Origin of the sequence: Tolypothrix bouteillei VB521301 (assembly GCF_000760695.4) — a bacterium.
In the GTDB taxonomy this organism is placed as follows: Bacteria; Cyanobacteriota; Cyanobacteriia; order Cyanobacteriales; family Nostocaceae; genus Scytonema; species Scytonema bouteillei_A.
In genome coordinates this window covers 7520611-7537461 of record NZ_JHEG04000001.1, presented here as the reverse complement: position 1 = coordinate 7537461, position 16851 = coordinate 7520611, and the positions used below count along the sequence as shown (strand labels likewise).

The 16851-nt window shown below is 42.1% G+C and carries 15 protein-coding genes; 6 read left to right on the top strand and 9 right to left on the bottom strand.

The window, feature by feature from the left end; translation table 11 throughout:
• Positions 1 to 6 precede the first annotated feature (6 nt).
• On the bottom strand, positions 7 to 582 hold the full coding sequence (gene aat / locus HC643_RS30800) for a leucyl/phenylalanyl-tRNA--protein transferase (RefSeq protein ID WP_038082151.1): 576 nt from the start codon (positions 580 to 582) through the stop codon (positions 7 to 9).
• 87 nt (positions 583 to 669) lie between these two features.
• On the opposite strand from aat, the gene HC643_RS30795 reads away from it, so the two are divergent.
• Positions 670 to 999 carry a hypothetical protein gene (locus tag HC643_RS30795; RefSeq protein WP_038082150.1) on the top strand — a complete coding sequence of 110 codons (330 nt, stop codon included), beginning with the start codon at positions 670 to 672 and terminating at the stop codon, positions 997 to 999.
• A 79-nt stretch (positions 1000 to 1078) separates the two neighbouring features.
• Here the strand turns inward: HC643_RS30795 and rpsN are convergent, their stop codons facing one another.
• The 5 genes from rpsN to HC643_RS30770 form a co-directional block, all read right to left on the bottom strand.
• Positions 1079 to 1381 (bottom strand): 30S ribosomal protein S14, encoded by a 303-nt coding sequence (rpsN, locus tag HC643_RS30790; RefSeq protein WP_038082149.1) that lies wholly within the window; start codon positions 1379 to 1381, stop codon positions 1079 to 1081.
• A 210-nt stretch (positions 1382 to 1591) separates the two neighbouring features.
• Positions 1592 to 2305, bottom strand: a complete 714-nt coding sequence (nth, locus tag HC643_RS30785; protein ID WP_038082146.1) for an endonuclease III — start codon at positions 2303 to 2305, stop codon at positions 1592 to 1594.
• The gene (gene rseP, locus HC643_RS30780) at positions 2281 to 3378 is read right to left on the bottom strand and encodes an RIP metalloprotease RseP (RefSeq protein ID WP_038082144.1); all 1098 of its coding nucleotides are present in this window, start codon (positions 3376 to 3378) and stop codon (positions 2281 to 2283) included. The genes nth and rseP overlap by 25 nt, the downstream gene beginning before the upstream one ends.
• Positions 3379 to 3662: 284 nt before the next feature.
• A complete protein-coding gene (serS, locus tag HC643_RS30775; protein ID WP_038082142.1) occupies positions 3663 to 4943 on the bottom strand; it encodes a serine--tRNA ligase in 1281 nt (426 codons plus the stop codon).
• Positions 4944 to 5077: 134 nt separating this feature from the next.
• Complete coding sequence (locus tag HC643_RS30770; protein ID WP_082051881.1) at positions 5078 to 5647, bottom strand: DUF3611 family protein; 570 nt, start codon at positions 5645 to 5647, stop codon at positions 5078 to 5080.
• Between the two features lie 873 nt (positions 5648 to 6520).
• Here HC643_RS30770 and HC643_RS30765 point away from each other — a divergent pair.
• Complete coding sequence (locus HC643_RS30765) at positions 6521 to 6883, top strand: PadR family transcriptional regulator (protein WP_038082139.1); 363 nt, start codon at positions 6521 to 6523, stop codon at positions 6881 to 6883.
• Between the two features lie 175 nt (positions 6884 to 7058).
• Positions 7059 to 7592 (top strand): cofactor assembly of complex C subunit B, encoded by a 534-nt coding sequence (locus HC643_RS30760; protein WP_038082138.1) that lies wholly within the window; start codon positions 7059 to 7061, stop codon positions 7590 to 7592.
• 397 nt (positions 7593 to 7989) lie between these two features.
• On the opposite strand, the gene HC643_RS30755 is transcribed toward HC643_RS30760, so the two are convergent.
• Positions 7990 to 8307, bottom strand: coding sequence for a DUF3155 domain-containing protein (locus HC643_RS30755; RefSeq protein ID WP_026134610.1), 318 nt, complete (start codon positions 8305 to 8307; stop codon positions 7990 to 7992).
• A gap of 287 nt (positions 8308 to 8594) precedes the next feature.
• Here HC643_RS30755 and HC643_RS30750 point away from each other — a divergent pair, with 287 nt between their 5' ends.
• Positions 8595 to 10016 (top strand): sensor histidine kinase, encoded by a 1422-nt coding sequence (locus HC643_RS30750; protein ID WP_408019915.1) that lies wholly within the window; start codon positions 8595 to 8597, stop codon positions 10014 to 10016.
• 47 nt (positions 10017 to 10063) lie between these two features.
• On the opposite strand, the gene HC643_RS30745 is transcribed toward HC643_RS30750, so the two are convergent.
• Both HC643_RS30745 and HC643_RS30740 read right to left on the bottom strand, forming a co-directional pair.
• A complete protein-coding gene (locus tag HC643_RS30745) occupies positions 10064 to 11308 on the bottom strand; it encodes an S-layer homology domain-containing protein (RefSeq protein ID WP_038082134.1) in 1245 nt (414 codons plus the stop codon).
• Positions 11309 to 11911: 603 nt separating this feature from the next.
• Positions 11912 to 12598 (bottom strand): hypothetical protein, encoded by a 687-nt coding sequence (locus tag HC643_RS30740; RefSeq protein WP_038082132.1) that lies wholly within the window; start codon positions 12596 to 12598, stop codon positions 11912 to 11914.
• A 319-nt stretch (positions 12599 to 12917) separates the two neighbouring features.
• On the opposite strand from HC643_RS30740, the gene HC643_RS30735 reads away from it, so the two are divergent.
• Positions 12918 to 13073, top strand: coding sequence for a hypothetical protein (locus tag HC643_RS30735; protein WP_153021432.1), 156 nt, complete (start codon positions 12918 to 12920; stop codon positions 13071 to 13073).
• 633 nt (positions 13074 to 13706) lie between these two features.
• Positions 13707 to 16733 carry an exonuclease subunit SbcC gene (gene sbcC / locus HC643_RS30730; protein WP_038082131.1) on the top strand — a complete coding sequence of 1009 codons (3027 nt, stop codon included), beginning with the start codon at positions 13707 to 13709 and terminating at the stop codon, positions 16731 to 16733.
• The last annotated feature ends 118 nt before the right edge of the window (positions 16734 to 16851 follow it).

The following is a 16851-nucleotide window of genomic DNA, read 5'->3' as shown; positions in this document are numbered from 1 at the left end:
AAATAGTTAATCCAAAGAACACCTCCGAAACAAAGCTTTTTTCAGCAAAATTTGATACTCATCATCATTAATGCCATAAGCCCCAAACCTTTCCAAATGAGGATTCATCATTTGGGCGTCAAAGAGTACAAATTGTCTTTCCCGCAATCTCTCTACTAACTTTACCATCGCCACTTTCGATCCTTCGGGAATGCGGTAAAACATCGACTCCCCAATAAAAGCACCCCCAATCACAATCCCTAAAATACCTCCAGCAAGTTCGTCCCCTTGCCAAGTTTCAAAACTATACGCCCATCCTGCTTGGTAAAGTTCCCAATAAATCTTTTTTAACTCTGGCGAAATCCATGTTGTTTCTCTGTCAGCACAGTTTGCTACAACAGATTTAAAATCACGGTTAATTGCAATGCTGAAACGCTCTTGATTTAATGCTCGCCTCAGGGACTTGGGGTAGCGAAATCTGTTATCTAGAGGAATGAGAGTGCGATCGCGACTTCCATACCATCCCAAGACATTATCCTCATCAGCCATGAGAAAATAGCCTTGAGCGTAACCTTGAACAATAGTGGCGATATCATAATTCATAATAACCAGTAACCAGGGATCGGTGACTAGTAACCAGTGACACGTCTAATGAGTTAACTTTAATTATGCCGATTGAGTGATAAAGATATGAACGAATCAATCCCACCTATCACTTTACCACCGGCTCAAAATCCCGTACTTGAGGGAGAGTGGTTGCAACTGAGCTTACATCGGTGGTTAGATGAAGAATTTATCCCAGAGGCAGTGAATCAAAAAATTGCCCAAAGAGCTGCACAGATTTTTGTGCGCCAGAGAATGGAGGGGGAAAACGACTTGGGTTCTCTGGTAATTGCCATTGTTACTGAAATGCAGTCGTTTGATTTTTCCAAAAGTTTTTACGGAGAGTTTGCTATTGCTAACGCCGTCAGCGATTTACTTTTGGAAAGCTTGGGCATTGATAAATGTTGCGGTCAATGATTTTGGTTAGTTGTTAGTTGTTAGTTGTTAGTGGTTAGTTGTTTAAAAGCGCCACTAACTACTAACTACTGACGACTAACTACCAGCTAGACTTAACCACTCCAGGCAAAAGACCTTCGTGCGCCCATTCCCGAAGGACGTTCCGAGATAGCCCAAAGTCACGGTAAACGCCTCTTGGACGACCTGTTAACCAGCAGCGGTTGCGACGGCGGGTAGGAGCGCTATTGCGGGGAAGTTGTTGAATTTGCCGATGAATCTCCAGCTTATCTAAAGGAGATTCTGCCTCTTTAAATTCGTCCAGCAACGCTTCTCTTTTTGCAGCGTACTTTTGTACCAATTTAGCGCGTTTTTTCTCGCGCTCAATCATGCTCTTTTTTGCCATATTATTTTGGTAGCTTACTTTTTAGACAGCATTCTCCATTTTATATAATTACATAAATAATAGCTAATTTATCACTCGTAATTCATCTTTGTTTTAAAAATAACGTAAAAGACAGTAATCTCTCTGTCTTATTAAGGCATTCCCAGGCTCTGCCTGGGAACGAGGTGATACCTAGCCTCTACGGCTCCGCAAAATGAATGCGGTAGACCGCTAGTTTTCTACAATTTTTGCCTTTACCTTTTCCTGCGGAACGTGAAAAGCACAAGGACAGAGGTCAGAGAGTTCACAAGCCTCACAAGCGGGCGATCGTGCTTTACAAATGGCGCGACCGTGATAAATGAGCCGGATAGACCAATTTTCCCAGTCTGGTTGAGGTAATAAACCCATCAAATCTCGTTCAATGCGGATGGGATCGGAATGTTCCGTTAAACCCAAACGTTGGGTGAGACGTTTAACATGAGTATCAACTGTTACCCCAGAATTGATTCCATAAGCATGAGCGAGAACAACATTTGCTGTCTTCCGAGCTACACCAGAAAGTTTTAGTAAGTCCTCCATGCGCTTTGGGACTTGAGAACCAAATTCGCTCACGATCGTTTGGCAAGCAGATTTGATATTCTTTGCCTTATTGCGGTAGAAACCAGTGGAACGGACTAGATTTTCCAACTCTTCCAAGTCAGCATTTGCCAAACTCGCTGCATCAGGGAACTTACTAAATAGCGCTGGTGTTACTTGATTGACCCGCTCATCAGTACATTGTGCGGAGAGAATAGTAGCAACAAGCAGTTGTACTGGGCTTGCATAATTTAAAGAACAAGTCGCGTCGGGATAGAGGCGCTTCAGACGAACGAGAATTTCTATTGCTCGTTGCTTTTTTGATGACCGTTTGCGGATACCAATCACTGGAATAACTTTTGCACCCACTCCAATTGGGTAGTTTCTTTAAGTATGAGAAAAATACCTAATCCTAAAAGTAGCACTAAACCAGTTTGCATGACACCTTCTTGAATGCGGTTGGGTAAAGGTTTACCTCGCAAGCCTTCAACAAGGAGAAAAGCGAGTTGTCCGCCATCCAAAGCTGGTAAAGGCAATATGTTGATGATAGCTAGGTTAATACTGATGAGAGCAGCAAAGAAGAATAAACTACCAGCATCATTTTGAGCAATGTTAGCCCCTATTTCGACAATCTTCACAGGACCAGCAACTTGATTTGCGGTTTCCTGGAAGTTTGTAATCAATTGCCCAAAACCCAAGAATGTCATGGAAACAATCCGTTGAAATTCAGCCGCACCAATGCTCAAAGCTTTGAGCGGATTGCTGACGCGCCGACGCTCAACTTTACCATTAGGAGAAAGTTCTACACCAATAGTGCCATCCCCATTTGCATTTGCTTCAGGAACAATAGTTAAAGATAACGTTTTGTCGCCACGGGCAATTTTTAATTGGATTGGCTGACCTGGGTGAGTTTTAATAATGTTTCTTAAAGCCTCTATCTCTTGGATTGAAGTTTCAAATTCTCTGTTATCGGCTGCTAGTATGACATCTTTTGGTTCAAGCCCAGCTTTTGCTGCTACAGAACTCACCTTTGGTGCTAATTGTTGGATTAAAACCCCAGGTTGAGTTGCTTGTGCTGTACCAATAACAAAAACCTGTGTCGTAAGGAGGAGGTAAGCAAATAATAAATTAGCTATCACTCCTGCACTAATAACAATCGCTCTATCTAAAACAGGACGGTTCCGCAACAAATTGGGATCGTTAGGCGGAATGGTGCTATCCGGATCGTCGTCAGGAAAACCGACAAAACCACCCAATGGAATGGCACGAATAGCATATTCAGTCTCCACTCCTTGATATTTCCAAAGAATTGGACCAAAGCCTAAAGAGAAACGGTTGACGTGAATCCCCTGAGACCTTGCTGCAATGAAATGGCCGAATTCGTGGACCAAAATTAAAACAGCTAAAACTGCGATCGCTGCTAATGCGGCAAAAAATGACATAGATAATGTAATGAACTGATTCAGCTACTTCTATTTTATGCTAACGGCTAATGGCTAATAGCTAATGGCTAATTGCTAATTGCTAATTGCTAATGGCTAATGGCTAATAGCTAATCGAACTGCTTCTACGATTACCTACGAAGTAGGTGGGCATTGCCCACCCCTACATACAGAGGTAGAATTTTAAACCGAAAAGGAAATAGCCATCAGCCATCAGCCATTAGCCATTAGCCATCAGCCATTAGCCATTAGCCATTAGCCATTAGCAATTAGCCAGTCTTCCATTACAACACCTCTCGTCGCAAGTAAGGCTGTAGCGCTTCCGGTATCCGTACCGTTCCATCTTCTTGTTGGTAGTTTTCCAAAATCGCTGCCATTGTCCGCCCTACTGCCAATCCCGAACCATTGAGGGTGTGAACGAATTGAGTTCCTTTTTTTCCGCTTTCTTTAAAGCGAATGTCACCCCGTCGTGCTTGGTAATCTAAGATGTTTGAACAACTGGAAATTTCCCGATACTTACCCGAAGAGGGAAGCCAAACCTCTAAGTCATAGGTTTTGGCAGAGTGAAAACCTAAATCCCCAGTACATAAGGATAAAACTCGGTATGGCAACTGCAATGCTTGTAAAATAGCTTCAGCGTTCTCCACCATTTTTTCCAGTTCTTCATTAGAGGAACTCGGATGGACGAACTTGACCATTTCAACTTTATTAAATTGATGCAGTCGAATTAATCCTCGCATATCCCGCCCGTAGCTACCTGCTTCTCGACGAAAACAGGGAGTATAAGAACAGTGGTATATGGGCAATTGCTCTCCATCAATAATTTCTCCACGATAGAGATTGGTGACGGGGACTTCTGCTGTAGGAATTAGCCATAAATCATCTGCTTGACATTTAAAGCTTTCTTCGGCAAATTTAGGCAATTGCCCTGTCGCTGTCATGGAATCGCTATTGACCAAAATAGGAGGCATGATTTCTACATAGCCTGCGGCTATCTGGCGATCGAGCATAAATTGAATTAAAGCTCTCTCCAGTGCTGCACCAGCGCCTATTAAGGTGATAAAGCGGCTTTGTGCTATTTTTACAGCCCGCTCGGTATTAAAAATTCCTAACTTTTCGCCAATTTCCCAATGAGGAAGAATATTTTGGTTTTTGGGAAGGTATTCATCGCCCCAACGACGGACTTCAACGTTGTTTTCCTCATTCTCACCGATGGGGGTGGAGTCGCTAGGTAAGTTAGGTATTGCCAGTAAAGATTCTTTAATTTTGGCTAGCAGTTCTTTTTCTTGGGGTTCTATTTTCCCAAGTTCAGCTTTAATTGAACTCCCTTCATCCCGCAGACCTTTAATTTCCGGTCCTTTAGGGTCGCTACCAGCTTTTATCTTTTCAGGAATTAGCTTAGCAATTTCGTTACTGCGTGCTTGGAGTTGATTTCGCTTGGCTTCTAATTCGCGCTGCTGTGTATCTAACTCCATCAGCGGTTGAACATCGTAGTTTCCACCACGAGTATTTAACCGTTCCTGCACTAATTGTGGATTTTCCCGTATTTGCCTAATGTCTAACACAGATCTACTCAATTATTAATAGTCATTTGTTATTTGTCATTTGTCATTTGTCATTTGTCAATGGGGATGGAGATTGAAGATAAGTCGCACCCCCTTGTCTTCCTGGTCTTCCCGGTCTCTCTTGTCCCCAATCCCTAAGGCTGTGGTTTAGAAAGACGGTAAAGCAGCCAAATGGAAGAAACAAGACCTGCAAAATGTGCTGTTACCGTGTTGGTATTTGCTTGCACGACAAAGATATCTAGAGGTTGGATAATTCGGCTGGGGTCAATTTGAGTGTATACTCCAACACCAAATTGCGGCAATGTTAATGATTTGAGAATCAGTGTACCGGCGATCGCTTGCGCTCCTAAAAGAGTCAGCAGCATTCCTGTTAGATGCACCACGAGTGCAAACTGTAGGACTTGAACGCTTTCAATTTTTCGAGGACGGTTGTTAGGGTTGGCAGAGTCCAATCTCCTACCAGTACTAATGAGACGAAATGCTAAATAAATGCCTACACCTAAGGCAATGAGTCCAGCAACCGCAAAAAAAGCACCAAATCCAGTTCCCGGATTATTACTGTTGTTAGTTCCCCTGCCTACAAAAGTTGCACTTAGCAAAATCCCGCCAGAGACAATGCCCAGTACTAACTGAGTCCAAAAGCTAATCCAACCTGTCAGGCGAAACGCTTGGGCGATCGCCCGGATTCCAGAGATGTCTGACATACTTAACATTACTAATATCCTGGGCGCTTGTTCAATTTAACATGAACTTTCCCCAGTAGTTATACCCGGATATTGAAACCATTATGAAGGGATAGCAAGGTATTCCCTCAACTTCTTACTTTTTTCTGAAAAGAAAAATGTTAATTGCTGATTATCCTATGTTACAGTAAAAAATAATGTTTTCAAAAATTTAGGGAACTGCTTTGTTTTTTAGAACTCAAGCAGTGGCTTTGTTGTTATTGAACAAGATTTCATTCATTTTCTGACAAATAAAAAACGAAGAAGACATAGTTTGGGGTAAAACTTGCTAACCAAGAAGCGCGATTTCTCTGGAAAATCGCGCTTTTAGGCTTAAAACTGCTTTATGTTGGCTTTATGGGTATCTCCCTCACTCTGATATTTTTGTAGAATAACTATATAGAGATTGATATCGGAAATCTACTTAAGCGTATTGATATGTTTGTCAACCTTCTTTACTGAAAACTATATCTAATCTTTAGCATTACCCTCGGATAATTACTGTCCGACAAAGTTTTGGTTAAGTTGTTCATCAAAAATGCATTTTCCCTTTAAAATTGCTTAGGCGGGATTTTATGCTTAAGCAGTTTTTACGCCATCTGCATCAACCTAAATCGAGGACAGCTGTTATGCTGTTGTCGAATAGCTCCTCAACAAAACGCCAAAAGCTTGGGTAGAGGTATCCACCTGTATACCTCTATAAATGGCGCATCCATCCTACGACTTATCACTTTTTGTTCTTTGGTATTACAGCCTAAGTACCACAATATTCTTAAAGTTTTCGGGGTAGCATCTCAGACACCCATGTGGGATTAGAAGCTTGACCCTTAGGCATTTTTTAGCCATTTACTAACCATGAAACTTGAGGATATATATAAATTCTTTGAAAATCCTCCGCCAACGTATCTCTGTCAAGAATTAGCTATTTGCTATATCTTGTACGTTTTACTACAAGGAGAATCCTACGGAACAGAGTTGATCCAACGCCTGGAAACCGAATATCCAACATACAGACTCTCTGATACTGTACTTTATAGTGCAATTAAGTTTCTCGAAGACCAGAAGGCAATCACTGGATATTGGAAAAAACTTGAAGGACGCGGACGTCCAAGGAGAATGTACCAAGTTTCCCCAGAATGGCAATCGCAAGCTGCGAGTTTAGCTCGTTTGTGGCACCAATACATTGATGAGAGAACGAATCAACTAGTTAGTAGTTAGTCGTTAGTGGTTAGTAGTTTATGGTATTACTAATCACAATTCAACTAGTTAGTGGTTGGTGGTTAGTAGTTTATGGTATTACTAATCACAATTTATACTGTTGTTATGTGACTTGCGCTCAGTTACTTGATAATGAATAAGTCCCCTCCAACTTAAAAGTAACACTTACCGATTTATGGATACTGCCATTTTGCCATCCACGTTACTGTTGACCTTACTATTATCTGTCGGGCTGTTTTTCTTTATTCGAGCTTCGACCAAAGACCGTATGGAAACAGCACACCTGGTTTCAGCAGACGACGAAAACACTTTAATGCCTTTATTAAAGGATTACTTTCAGTCTCGGTCTTACCGAGTGGCAGCGGTAGACCCAGAACACAACCAAGTAACCTTTGAAGGTTATGTTAGACCTAGCTGGTTTTTAGCTGTATTTTTAACGCTTTTAGCTGCTACAGGTATTCTTTGCCTATCGCTAGTCTTATCTTTTCTATTCCCCAATCTCAATCAAGTTTTTGTAGGAATGGTACTGCTTTCACCTTTAAGCGGTACTTTTTACTGGAAAAAAGCCAAAAAACTTGAGAAGGTTTCGTTGAAATTGGAAGAAACCAAGGGCAACGAACGCTTCCCAAGTAAAATTACTGTTGTTGCTCATCGAGATGAACTCATTGAGCTTCAACGGGCATTGAGTTTAAAAAATTGCGAGTCATAGCCGTACACCAAAGACTATCTCTATAAAGAATAAGAGACGGACTTGTAACAACCCCATAAAAAAAAGAACTTAAGAGAGGAGATAGAACGTTCCTTGTGTAAAATGTTCTCCCTGCATACTGTTGGGAGAAGTTACATCGCTCGTAAAGAGCACAATCTATGGTCTGCTCACATCCAAAAACGTTCATTTTCCTCTCTTATCCGCTCTTGCACGCAGAATCAACTCATTAACCAAGCAAATAGTTTGATTGAAGTTGATTGTCCAAATTAGGCTTGCTCCTCACTGGCAAATGAGCCATATTCTTAAAAAAACATGAAAATTCTGAATATACACAGCATTTTTGCCAGTTAATTGTTGTCATGAGTCCAACTCAGATCCTATGATAGCCATTGATGGTTCAGCGACTGGCAACAGCTACTGGTTCTTGACCTGGAGAAGGTTCTAACGTTCTCAGGCTGGGAAATAAGAAATGATTTTCTTCAACATACTGAGCACCAAACAGACCTTTCTCAGCCCAGAAGTAACGATCTGTGGTGTGTTCGTTTCGCTTTACGAGTAGCAACGCAGGTGGCAAGATTCCCTCAGCTTGAATAAATCTTCTTGCTGCTGTCACAGGTTTCTCTTCGCCGCTTTCGATGCTATATTGGGGCACGTGTTCTAAAATTCGTCGCCCTTCTTGACGACGACGGCTCTTCCTTTTTCGTCTCCTTGCCAACCTTCTTTCCTCCTCTTGAAAGCTATAGATTATTGTAGTGATAGCTACAAAATCCGTCGTAATTATAAAAGTTCTAGTTCAAAATTTCAAGAGTTGTTAACCTTTTGATACAAGAAAGATAATTTCGCTAGCAACAGAAAATATACACAGCGATCGAGTGTACTCCGTTGGAACGAGCCAAGACAGGTCAAATTGAGTTAAGCTTTGTTAAAGAAAAGTTTTTTCCAGTTCCTTTTCTTACCATAACTGTAACCTCCACTCCCAATCCCTAACCCCCAACCAAAGTAATGTCAATGTCTACCAGTTCTGAGTTTGTTGCTCTATGCCGAGAGCAGATGGCACTGTTAGCCCAAGCACTGGAAGCATCATTGAGTGTCGTTTATTTAACACAAGAATTGGTAGAGGCTTCAACGACACAAGAGGCGAAGCTAATACCTGTGGTGTTTTACCCAGAGACAGCAGTGGAACGGCAGCAAGATAATGCTTTAGTGTTGCCCATGTCTATTTCAAACCCCGATGAGGTTTCATATAGTTCAGCTTTGACTGTCATGAAAAGAATTCCCCATTCTTCTACAGGTAAAGCCCGGAGATTGGGAGAAACCAAAAAGAATCAGAAGCTATTGAAAGCAGCAGAAGAATTTCCTGCGACCACACGAGAAACCTCAACAACTGAGGCGTCAGAGTCTCATTCCGCAGACGAATACTTCATAGACGGCGATCGCATTGTCTTGCCTCTGATCGGCCAGGATATGATGTTAGGGCTGCTCGTAACAGTTAGGGAAGATCGGCAATGGAACGAGCAGGAAAGGGGCGAAATTGAGCGCATCGCTCAAACACTCTCTTTAGCTTGTGTTATAGATAGACAGAGAGCATGGTTGGAACAGCAGTTACACCAACAGCAAATTCTGCAAGAAAAGCAGCAAGATTTACTCGATAATTTACTCCACCAGTTACGCAATCCATTAACTGCATTGCGAACCTTTGGCAAGCTGCTTCTCAAACGACTGCGTCCGGGGGATATCAACCAAGAAGTAGCAAATAGCATAGTGCGAGAGAGCGATCGCCTTAAAGAATTGTTGCAAAAATTTGATGAAGTGATCGATTTAACAGCAGAAGATTTGGGGTCAGTGGCATTACCCTCAAAAGAAGTTTATGTTGAAGCCAACGTACAAAAAGAGCCAAAAACTTCACTGTTGCTACCCGGTACGGGGGAGAAAGAAACAGATTGCTCAATAATGGATATATTAGAACCCTTATTAGTATCCGCCAGTGCCATCGCTCAAGAAAGAAATTTACAATTAGTAGTAGAAATTCCTCCTCATTTACCTCTAGTACGTGTCAACCGCAAATCACTAGAAGAAGTATTAAGCAATATTATTGATAACGCCTTAAAGTACACTCCAGCTGGAGGTAAGATTTTAGTTCAAGCAGGGCAAGAAAAACCATCATTTCAAGGAATTGCCATTAGTGATACGGGACCCGGTATTCCACCTCAAGATTTGGAGCATCTTGGGGAAAGGCATTATCGAGGAGTACAAGCCCAGACTCAAATTCCCGGAACAGGATTGGGACTATCAATTGCCAAACAACTCATAGAACAAATGCAGGGCGAAATTCAAGTTTTCAGCCCTGCATTAAACACCGATATTACATCCCTAAATGCACGTGGAACCACTGTTATTGTTTGGTTGCTAATGGCTAATGGCTAATAGAAAATTGACCATTAGCTATTAGCCATTAGCTATTAGCAATTAACCTATCTTAATGAAATCTGCAAATTTCTTTCTACAGTCATTTGCAGGTCGGTATCTGGGTCAATAACAACTAAGTCAACGCTCTTCTTACCAAAGAACAGCCCGAGCAATCCACCAATAGCCGCACCACCGAGAACTTCTTCTGTCGCAATAGCGCGATCGCCAGTTACGGCTGATACTGCTGCTGCAGCACCCGCACCGAGGGCTGCATTCTTCACAATTGCTTTTGTGCTAGTCCCTTTCTTAATAGTTTCAGTCTTGGTAATCACTTCAGAAGTGGCGCTCAATTGATATTCCTGACCGTTGGTAAGAACGAGTTTCTCCGCAACGAATTGAGAACCGTTTTTCGCTGGTTTGAGTTTACCTACGACTTGGCTACCAGCAGGAATGACCAAAGTTCCCCTGTCGGTAACTACGTTTTGCCCAACAGTGAGGGTTAAAGGTGCTGTTTCGTCCTTGGTAACCAGAATTTTTTCAGCCTTGTCGTATTTCACGGGAATAACAGTTCCCTCAGGAATGGTCACGGCTACCGGTTTGGGTGGAGTTGTATTACCAGCCGCTACGATATAGGGTGAGTTAATAGCTGAAACTTGACCGGTGCTAACTAACGCTTGATAGATGAAAGCTGCTACCTGTGCTCGTGTTGCTACTGCTTGTGGTTGTAAAGACTTGACGTTGGGATAGTTAACTACCAAGCGCTTCTCAGTTGCTGCTGCAACGGGAGTCCGAGCATAGCTAGAAATATCGTAAGCGTCGTTGTAGTACTGCAAAGTGCTTTCAGTACTGTTGTTAGCAACATAGTCCAGACCGTTAGCCAGTGAAACTAATACCTGCTGGCGGGGAATGTTTTGATTGGGCTCAAAACGATTGCCGGGATAACCAGATAAGAAACCTGTTGTATAGGCTTCATTAATTGCCATGTATGCCCAGTAATTGCTAGGCACATCATAGAATCGAACAGCTTGCCGTTCTGCTGATTTTTGGAAAGCTTTACGGATCATGGCTGCAAATTGAGCACGCGTGACTGCTTGATCTGGACGGAAAGTCCCATCAGGAAATCCAGCAATAACGCCGCGCTGTGCTAGTTCTTGAATGAACTGTGATGCCCAGTAGTTATATGAAACGTCTGAAAAGCTTGTTTGAGCCAAAGAGGCTGTAGGTGTAATTAAAGGTGCGATTGTGCCTGCTGTAATACCTAATGTCATGAATGCAGCACATCCAGCTTGCCAACGAGTATGACCAAACATTTTATTTTTGCTCCCCAACCTTTTTTGTGTTTCTGTTAGTTAATTTGACAATTTTTGACTTCAAAAGTTCCAATTTTTAGTTATCAGCTATGACTTAATATTAGTTACTTTGGTAGAAGTATTAATAATTTTCCACCCTTAATTCTTAGATTTACTGATAACTATTAATCCGATAATTCCGAGCTTTTCAGTTCGTAATTAGCCATTGATAAGGCAATTATGAATTATTTAGACGCTATCCTGACAAAATAGTTGCAAAAAAATCAAAAAATACGTAGAACTACTACAATTATTTTTGGGCTTTTAGGAAATGCACGCACTTAAGATAACCTTCTTGATTCTCAGACTCTGTATGAGAATAATTGTCTTTCAATGACCTACTTTTGTCTCACTTTATCTCTAGTAATGCCTACCCTAGTTGTTTGAGAATCTCTTTCTTTGATGATTGCAATTTCAGTATAAATGAAGCCAAAGTTACTTTGTTCGAGTAAGAATACGGAAATTTTTACCAACGGTTATAAAAAAGTCAAGCGATCGCAAACTCTACCGTAGGTGCGATCGCATTTCTCATGATGAAATTCACGGACTTAAACAGAGTTAAGTCTAGTAGTTATTGTATCGATCGCTGCGAGATAACTGCAAGTTAGAACGCAGTGTCAAATCTAAATCTCCTTCTTGGGGTTCAACAACCACAACTTCGACTTCCTTCTTCCGCAACAAAACGCTGGCGGCTGCACCTGCACCTGCACCAATAATAGGTTCTAACGCTTCAATTCGACGGTTACCTGTTAGCAGTGAAATGACGCTGGCTGCACCTGCACCAATAGCAGCATCTTGAAGAATTTTGCCTGAATCAGCTCCTTTCTTGATTTTTTCCGTTCTCGTAATGACTTGAGAAGTTGCATTTACAGATTGGCGCTCGCCGTTACGGAAAACCAATTCTTGTGCTTCAAATCGGCTACCTTTTCGAGAGCTTCTGCTGGCTGGTTGCATTTGTCCGACAATTTCCGTTCCTTCTGGAATTAAGACATTACCAGAGCGATCGACAATATTTCTTGCTACCTTGAGAGTGATTGCTGCTTTCTCTTCAGGGGTGACCAAAATTTTCTCTTTGTCATAGGTAGTAGGAATGACAACTCCCGCAGGAATAGAAACGTATCGGGATTGTTGTCTGGGTAATACCTGTGCATTAGCAGGAGCCAAAGGCAATATAGGTACAATAGCACCTGTTGTAATAGTCATCGCCATCAATGCGGCGGCTCCAGATTTCCAATTAATAAAACGAGTCATAAAGCAGGGGTCCTGTCGTTTCTTGTTAGTTTTTATGACGTGCTGTTACTGAGATTGTTTCTGACCTTTTTCCAACCTATCTCTAGGAGTATTCCGAGGGTGAGTTCACTATGACATGGGAAGAATATGCAATTGTTCCACGTTATTCTTTTTGTAACGTTAAATTGTACCAACGAACAGTAACGAAAGGCGTAAATGACGTAAATTGTTTGAAACTGTTCCTAAAATTTTGAACGACATCTGTCTGAGAAGAATGAAGTGTACCTGAAACGCAAGTTGATTTGCTGAAACAAGAATCCCATGACGTGAAGTCGTGGGAGTGTCAAAGAATACAGTCTATGATGAAAATAACCAAGTTTGGTCGATCGGAACGCCTAGTACACGAAGGCAGAAGTACGATGGCAGAGGAGCCACTGCGGTGGACGGGTTTCACAGGCTACAGCAAGTGGCGTGGCAGAAGGCGCAAAAGCTTTAACTGTAAGATTTTTCTCTGTCACTAATGGTTGCTTTATTTACGCCGAACTGTACTAGTTTGATTCTACCGATTGCTATGCTATTACCTAATGGTGAAATTACGCCTGTGACACCGAGAGAAGAACTATGAATCTGGAAAAACAGCTTGTCATGTCTGGGGTGATTTTTACCGAAATCTCTAATTTTCCTGGAGAAAATTTGAATTTTCTGAGTTAAAATGTAAACTTTCCATCACTTCTGTCCCAAAAAACATAGCTAACACTCTTGACAAATTTTACTTCGTTATTAAAGGAAACAGATTTGCCTCCGCAGATTCTTTTTTAGCAACTACAAAAAAGCTTTTGCCTGTATGCAACGTCGCAAAAATATTTTTATATCCTCAAATTATAAGTCTGGAGTTATGTAAACCCGGTCTACCTTCTTTTAAGTTTTCACTTCTGAGCGAGCGAAGGTAGCCTTCGTTGAAAATTGCAAAAAGCTTTTGCCCGAGGGAAAAAATGAACTCATAATATTGTTAACATTCGTAAATTTGCTTTATTAGAGACTAGAAACATGATAATAACCTAGTTAAACTAACAGAGAGAGCATCTGTACTGCTTGCTTCTTTAAAATAAGGTGTCGCGCTGAAGCCTCAATGATCCCAAGACAACTTACACTTAAAAACTTTCTCAGTTACCGCGATGCCATTCTAGATTTTCGCGGTTTACATACAGCGTGTGTTTGTGGTTCTAATGGTGCGGGAAAATCTTCCCTCCTCGAAGCTATCACCTGGGCGATATGGGGTGAAAGCAGAGCTGTATCTGAAGATGACGTTATCCACACAGGGTCTAAAGACGTTAGAGTTGATTTTATTTTTGAAACCAACCAACAAAATTATCGCGTGATTCGTACCCGACAGCGCGGTGGAAATAGTGGTTTGGAATTTCAAATAGAAACACCAAATGGCTTTCGCCCGTTGACGGGTAAAGGTGTACGGGCAACACAGGATATCATTTTAGAACACATTAAGCTAGATTACGATACATTTATTAACTCAGCTTATCTCCGCCAGGGTCGTGCTGATGAATTTATGCTCAAGCGACCTAACGAACGTAAAGAGATACTGGCAGAGTTATTAAAACTCAATCAATATGATGAATTAGAAGAACGGGCAAAAGACCTATCGCGTCAGTTTAAAGCACGGGCTGAGGAATTAGAACGTTGCTTGGAGTCTCTAAAAAATCAACTGCTTTCTCGTGAGGCGATCGTCCAAAAACAAGCTGAATTGGAAGCTGACATTAACCAGCTCCAACAAGTCCAAGCATTTGATACGATTCAATTGCAAAGTTTGCAGGTTGTGCAACACCAGAGGCAAAACAAAGAACAACAGCTTAACTTTGTCAGGCAACAATACCAAAATCTAACCCAGGATTGCGATCGCCTTCAACAAGACCGCGCAGCTATTAGCGCTCAGTTATCTGTTTTAGAAAAGTTATTAAGCCAAGAAGCTGAGATTAAAGCCGGGTATGAGGAGTATCAAAATCTACAATCTCAAGAAGAAGTGATGGGTGCAAGATTTGAAGAGTATACTCGCGCCCAACAAGCACGTCAAAAAAACCAGCAGCAACTGACAAAACAAATTCACGAACTCGAACGCCAGCTGCAACACAGCGAGGCGCAACTCGCCGCTTTGCAGCAACAAGAGCAGGATTTGCAACAAATTCTTGGGAAATCAGAAGAAGTAGAGGTCGCTTTGGCACAACTGGCTGCTGCACGCAACCGTCTCGAGCAGCTCGATCGACTGCAGCTACAGGTGTCTCCTCTGCTGCAAAAGCGAGCTTCCTTGCAAACCCAAATAGATCGAGCGCACGCTGGGTTAGTGGCTCGGCTCGAACAACTAGGCTCCACAGAAAACCAATTGCAACGGGCTTCACAGCGACAACCGCAACTGCAACAAGCCGTGATGGAAGTCGCAATCCATATTGAGGAGCTAGAAAAAAAGCGGGTTTATTTGCAAAGAGTTCAGGAGAAAGGACAGGAGAGACGCCACCTGATAGAGCGCTTGCAAGCTCACCAACGAGATTATGAAAGACTTTTGGGAGAATTACAGCAAAAACTGCAAATGCTCCAAACACCCAATGCTTTATGTCCTTTGTGCGAGCGTCCTTTGGATGAACATCATTGGAATCGTGTAGTCGATAAAACTAAAATTGAGTACAAAGATGCTGAGGATGAATTGTGGATAGTTCGGGAACGAATGGCTGTATCGGATAGAGAAATTCAGGTTCTCAGACAGGAATACCGGGATATATCACAACAATTATCTCCTTACGATACTTTACGCGAACAAAGAGGGCAATTAGCAGCACAATTGCAGGCAACAAGTGATATCGAAGAACAGCTACAACAAATAGTTGTTGAGAAGCAGCAACTCGAGCAAGCGTTAGAAGTAGGTGATTACGCTCACGATCTACAAGCCGAATTGCAGCAATTGGAGCAGTACTTACAACAGCTCAACTACAGCGAACAGGATCATGCCCTTGCACGTAATGAGGTGGAACGATGGCGGTGGGCAGAAATTAGGCTCAGTCAAATGAAAGATGCTGCCAAGCGTCAAGCTCAAATACAGTTACGAAAACCGGAAATTCAGGGGCAAATTCAAGGGTTGCAAACTAGAGTTCAGCAAGAAGCAACTGAATCTGAGTGTGCCAAACAAATTGCTGGTCTTGAAAAGTACATTGCTGAAATTGGCTATGATACAGAGCGGCACAACCAGGTTCGCTTGGCAGTACGCAAAATGCAATCTTGGCAATTACAGTATCAACATCTCCAAGCAGCACAACAGCAGTACCCGCAGCTTCGTGCAAGACTCCAAGAGATCGAGGTAGCTTTACAAGGGAGATTGGCCGAGCGGCAAAAACTTCATTCTGAAATAGACAGTCTTGTTCGCCAATTGCAAGAAACAGCAAATCCAACAACTCAAATACAAGAGTTAGAGCAGCAATTAGCTTCTCGCAGGCGTCAGCTTGACGAACAACTCTCGCATTTAGGACGGTTACAGCAGCTAGCCCACCAACTTGAAGCGCTACAACTTCAGTACGAGCAACAGCAGCAGCAATTGCAAGAAACAAAACAGCAATATCGGATTTATCAGGAATTGGCGCAAGCCTTTGGTAAAAATGGTATCCAAGCATTGATGATTGAGAATGTTTTGCCTCAATTAGAAGCTGAGACAAATCAATTGCTCTCGCGGTTGAGTGCTAACCAGTTGCACGTTCAATTTGTGACACAGAAAGCTGGACGCAGTGGAAAATCCACAAAGAAAAATGTCAAGCTGATCGATACTTTGGATATTTTGATTGCAGATGCACAAGGAACGCGAGCTTATGAAACTTATTCTGGTGGAGAAGCTTTTAGAATTAATTTTGCTATCCGTTTAGCTTTGGCAAAATTACTGGCGCAACGGGCTGGAGCGTCGTTGCAATTGCTGATTGTGGATGAAGGTTTTGGTACGCAGGATTCCGAAGGATGCGATCGCCTGATTGCAGCAATTAATGCGATCGCTTCTGATTTCGCTTGCATCTTAACTGTAACTCATATGCCCCACCTGAAAGAAGCTTTCCAAGCTCGAATTGAGGTCAGTAAAACTCAACAAGGTTCTCAGTTACATTTGTTAATTTAGTACGGCAAGTCATAAATACTCAGAAAATCTTCTTTTGCTTGCATACCTGTGGGTGATTTGCGCTTTCCGGTGAAACTCGGCTAAACAGTCATTGTCAGTTTGCAGTTTACTAGCAACA

Coding starts and splice junctions, on each gene's coding strand:
- aat (WP_038082151.1), bottom strand. CDS start 582: ATGAATTATGATATCGCCACTATTGTTCAAGGTTACGCTCAAGGCTAT.
- HC643_RS30795 (WP_038082150.1), top strand. CDS start 670: ATGAACGAATCAATCCCACCTATCACTTTACCACCGGCTCAAAATCCC.
- rpsN (WP_038082149.1), bottom strand. CDS start 1,381: ATGGCAAAAAAGAGCATGATTGAGCGCGAGAAAAAACGCGCTAAATTG.
- rseP (WP_038082144.1), bottom strand. CDS start 3,378: ATGTCATTTTTTGCCGCATTAGCAGCGATCGCAGTTTTAGCTGTTTTA.
- HC643_RS30770 (WP_082051881.1), bottom strand. CDS start 5,647: ATGTCAGACATCTCTGGAATCCGGGCGATCGCCCAAGCGTTTCGCCTG.
- HC643_RS30765 (WP_038082139.1), top strand. CDS start 6,521: ATGAAACTTGAGGATATATATAAATTCTTTGAAAATCCTCCGCCAACG.
- HC643_RS30760 (WP_038082138.1), top strand. CDS start 7,059: ATGGATACTGCCATTTTGCCATCCACGTTACTGTTGACCTTACTATTA.
- HC643_RS30750 (WP_408019915.1), top strand. CDS start 8,595: ATGTCAATGTCTACCAGTTCTGAGTTTGTTGCTCTATGCCGAGAGCAG.
- HC643_RS30745 (WP_038082134.1), bottom strand. CDS start 11,308: ATGTTTGGTCATACTCGTTGGCAAGCTGGATGTGCTGCATTCATGACA.
- HC643_RS30740 (WP_038082132.1), bottom strand. CDS start 12,598: ATGACTCGTTTTATTAATTGGAAATCTGGAGCCGCCGCATTGATGGCG.
- sbcC (WP_038082131.1), top strand. CDS start 13,707: ATGATCCCAAGACAACTTACACTTAAAAACTTTCTCAGTTACCGCGAT.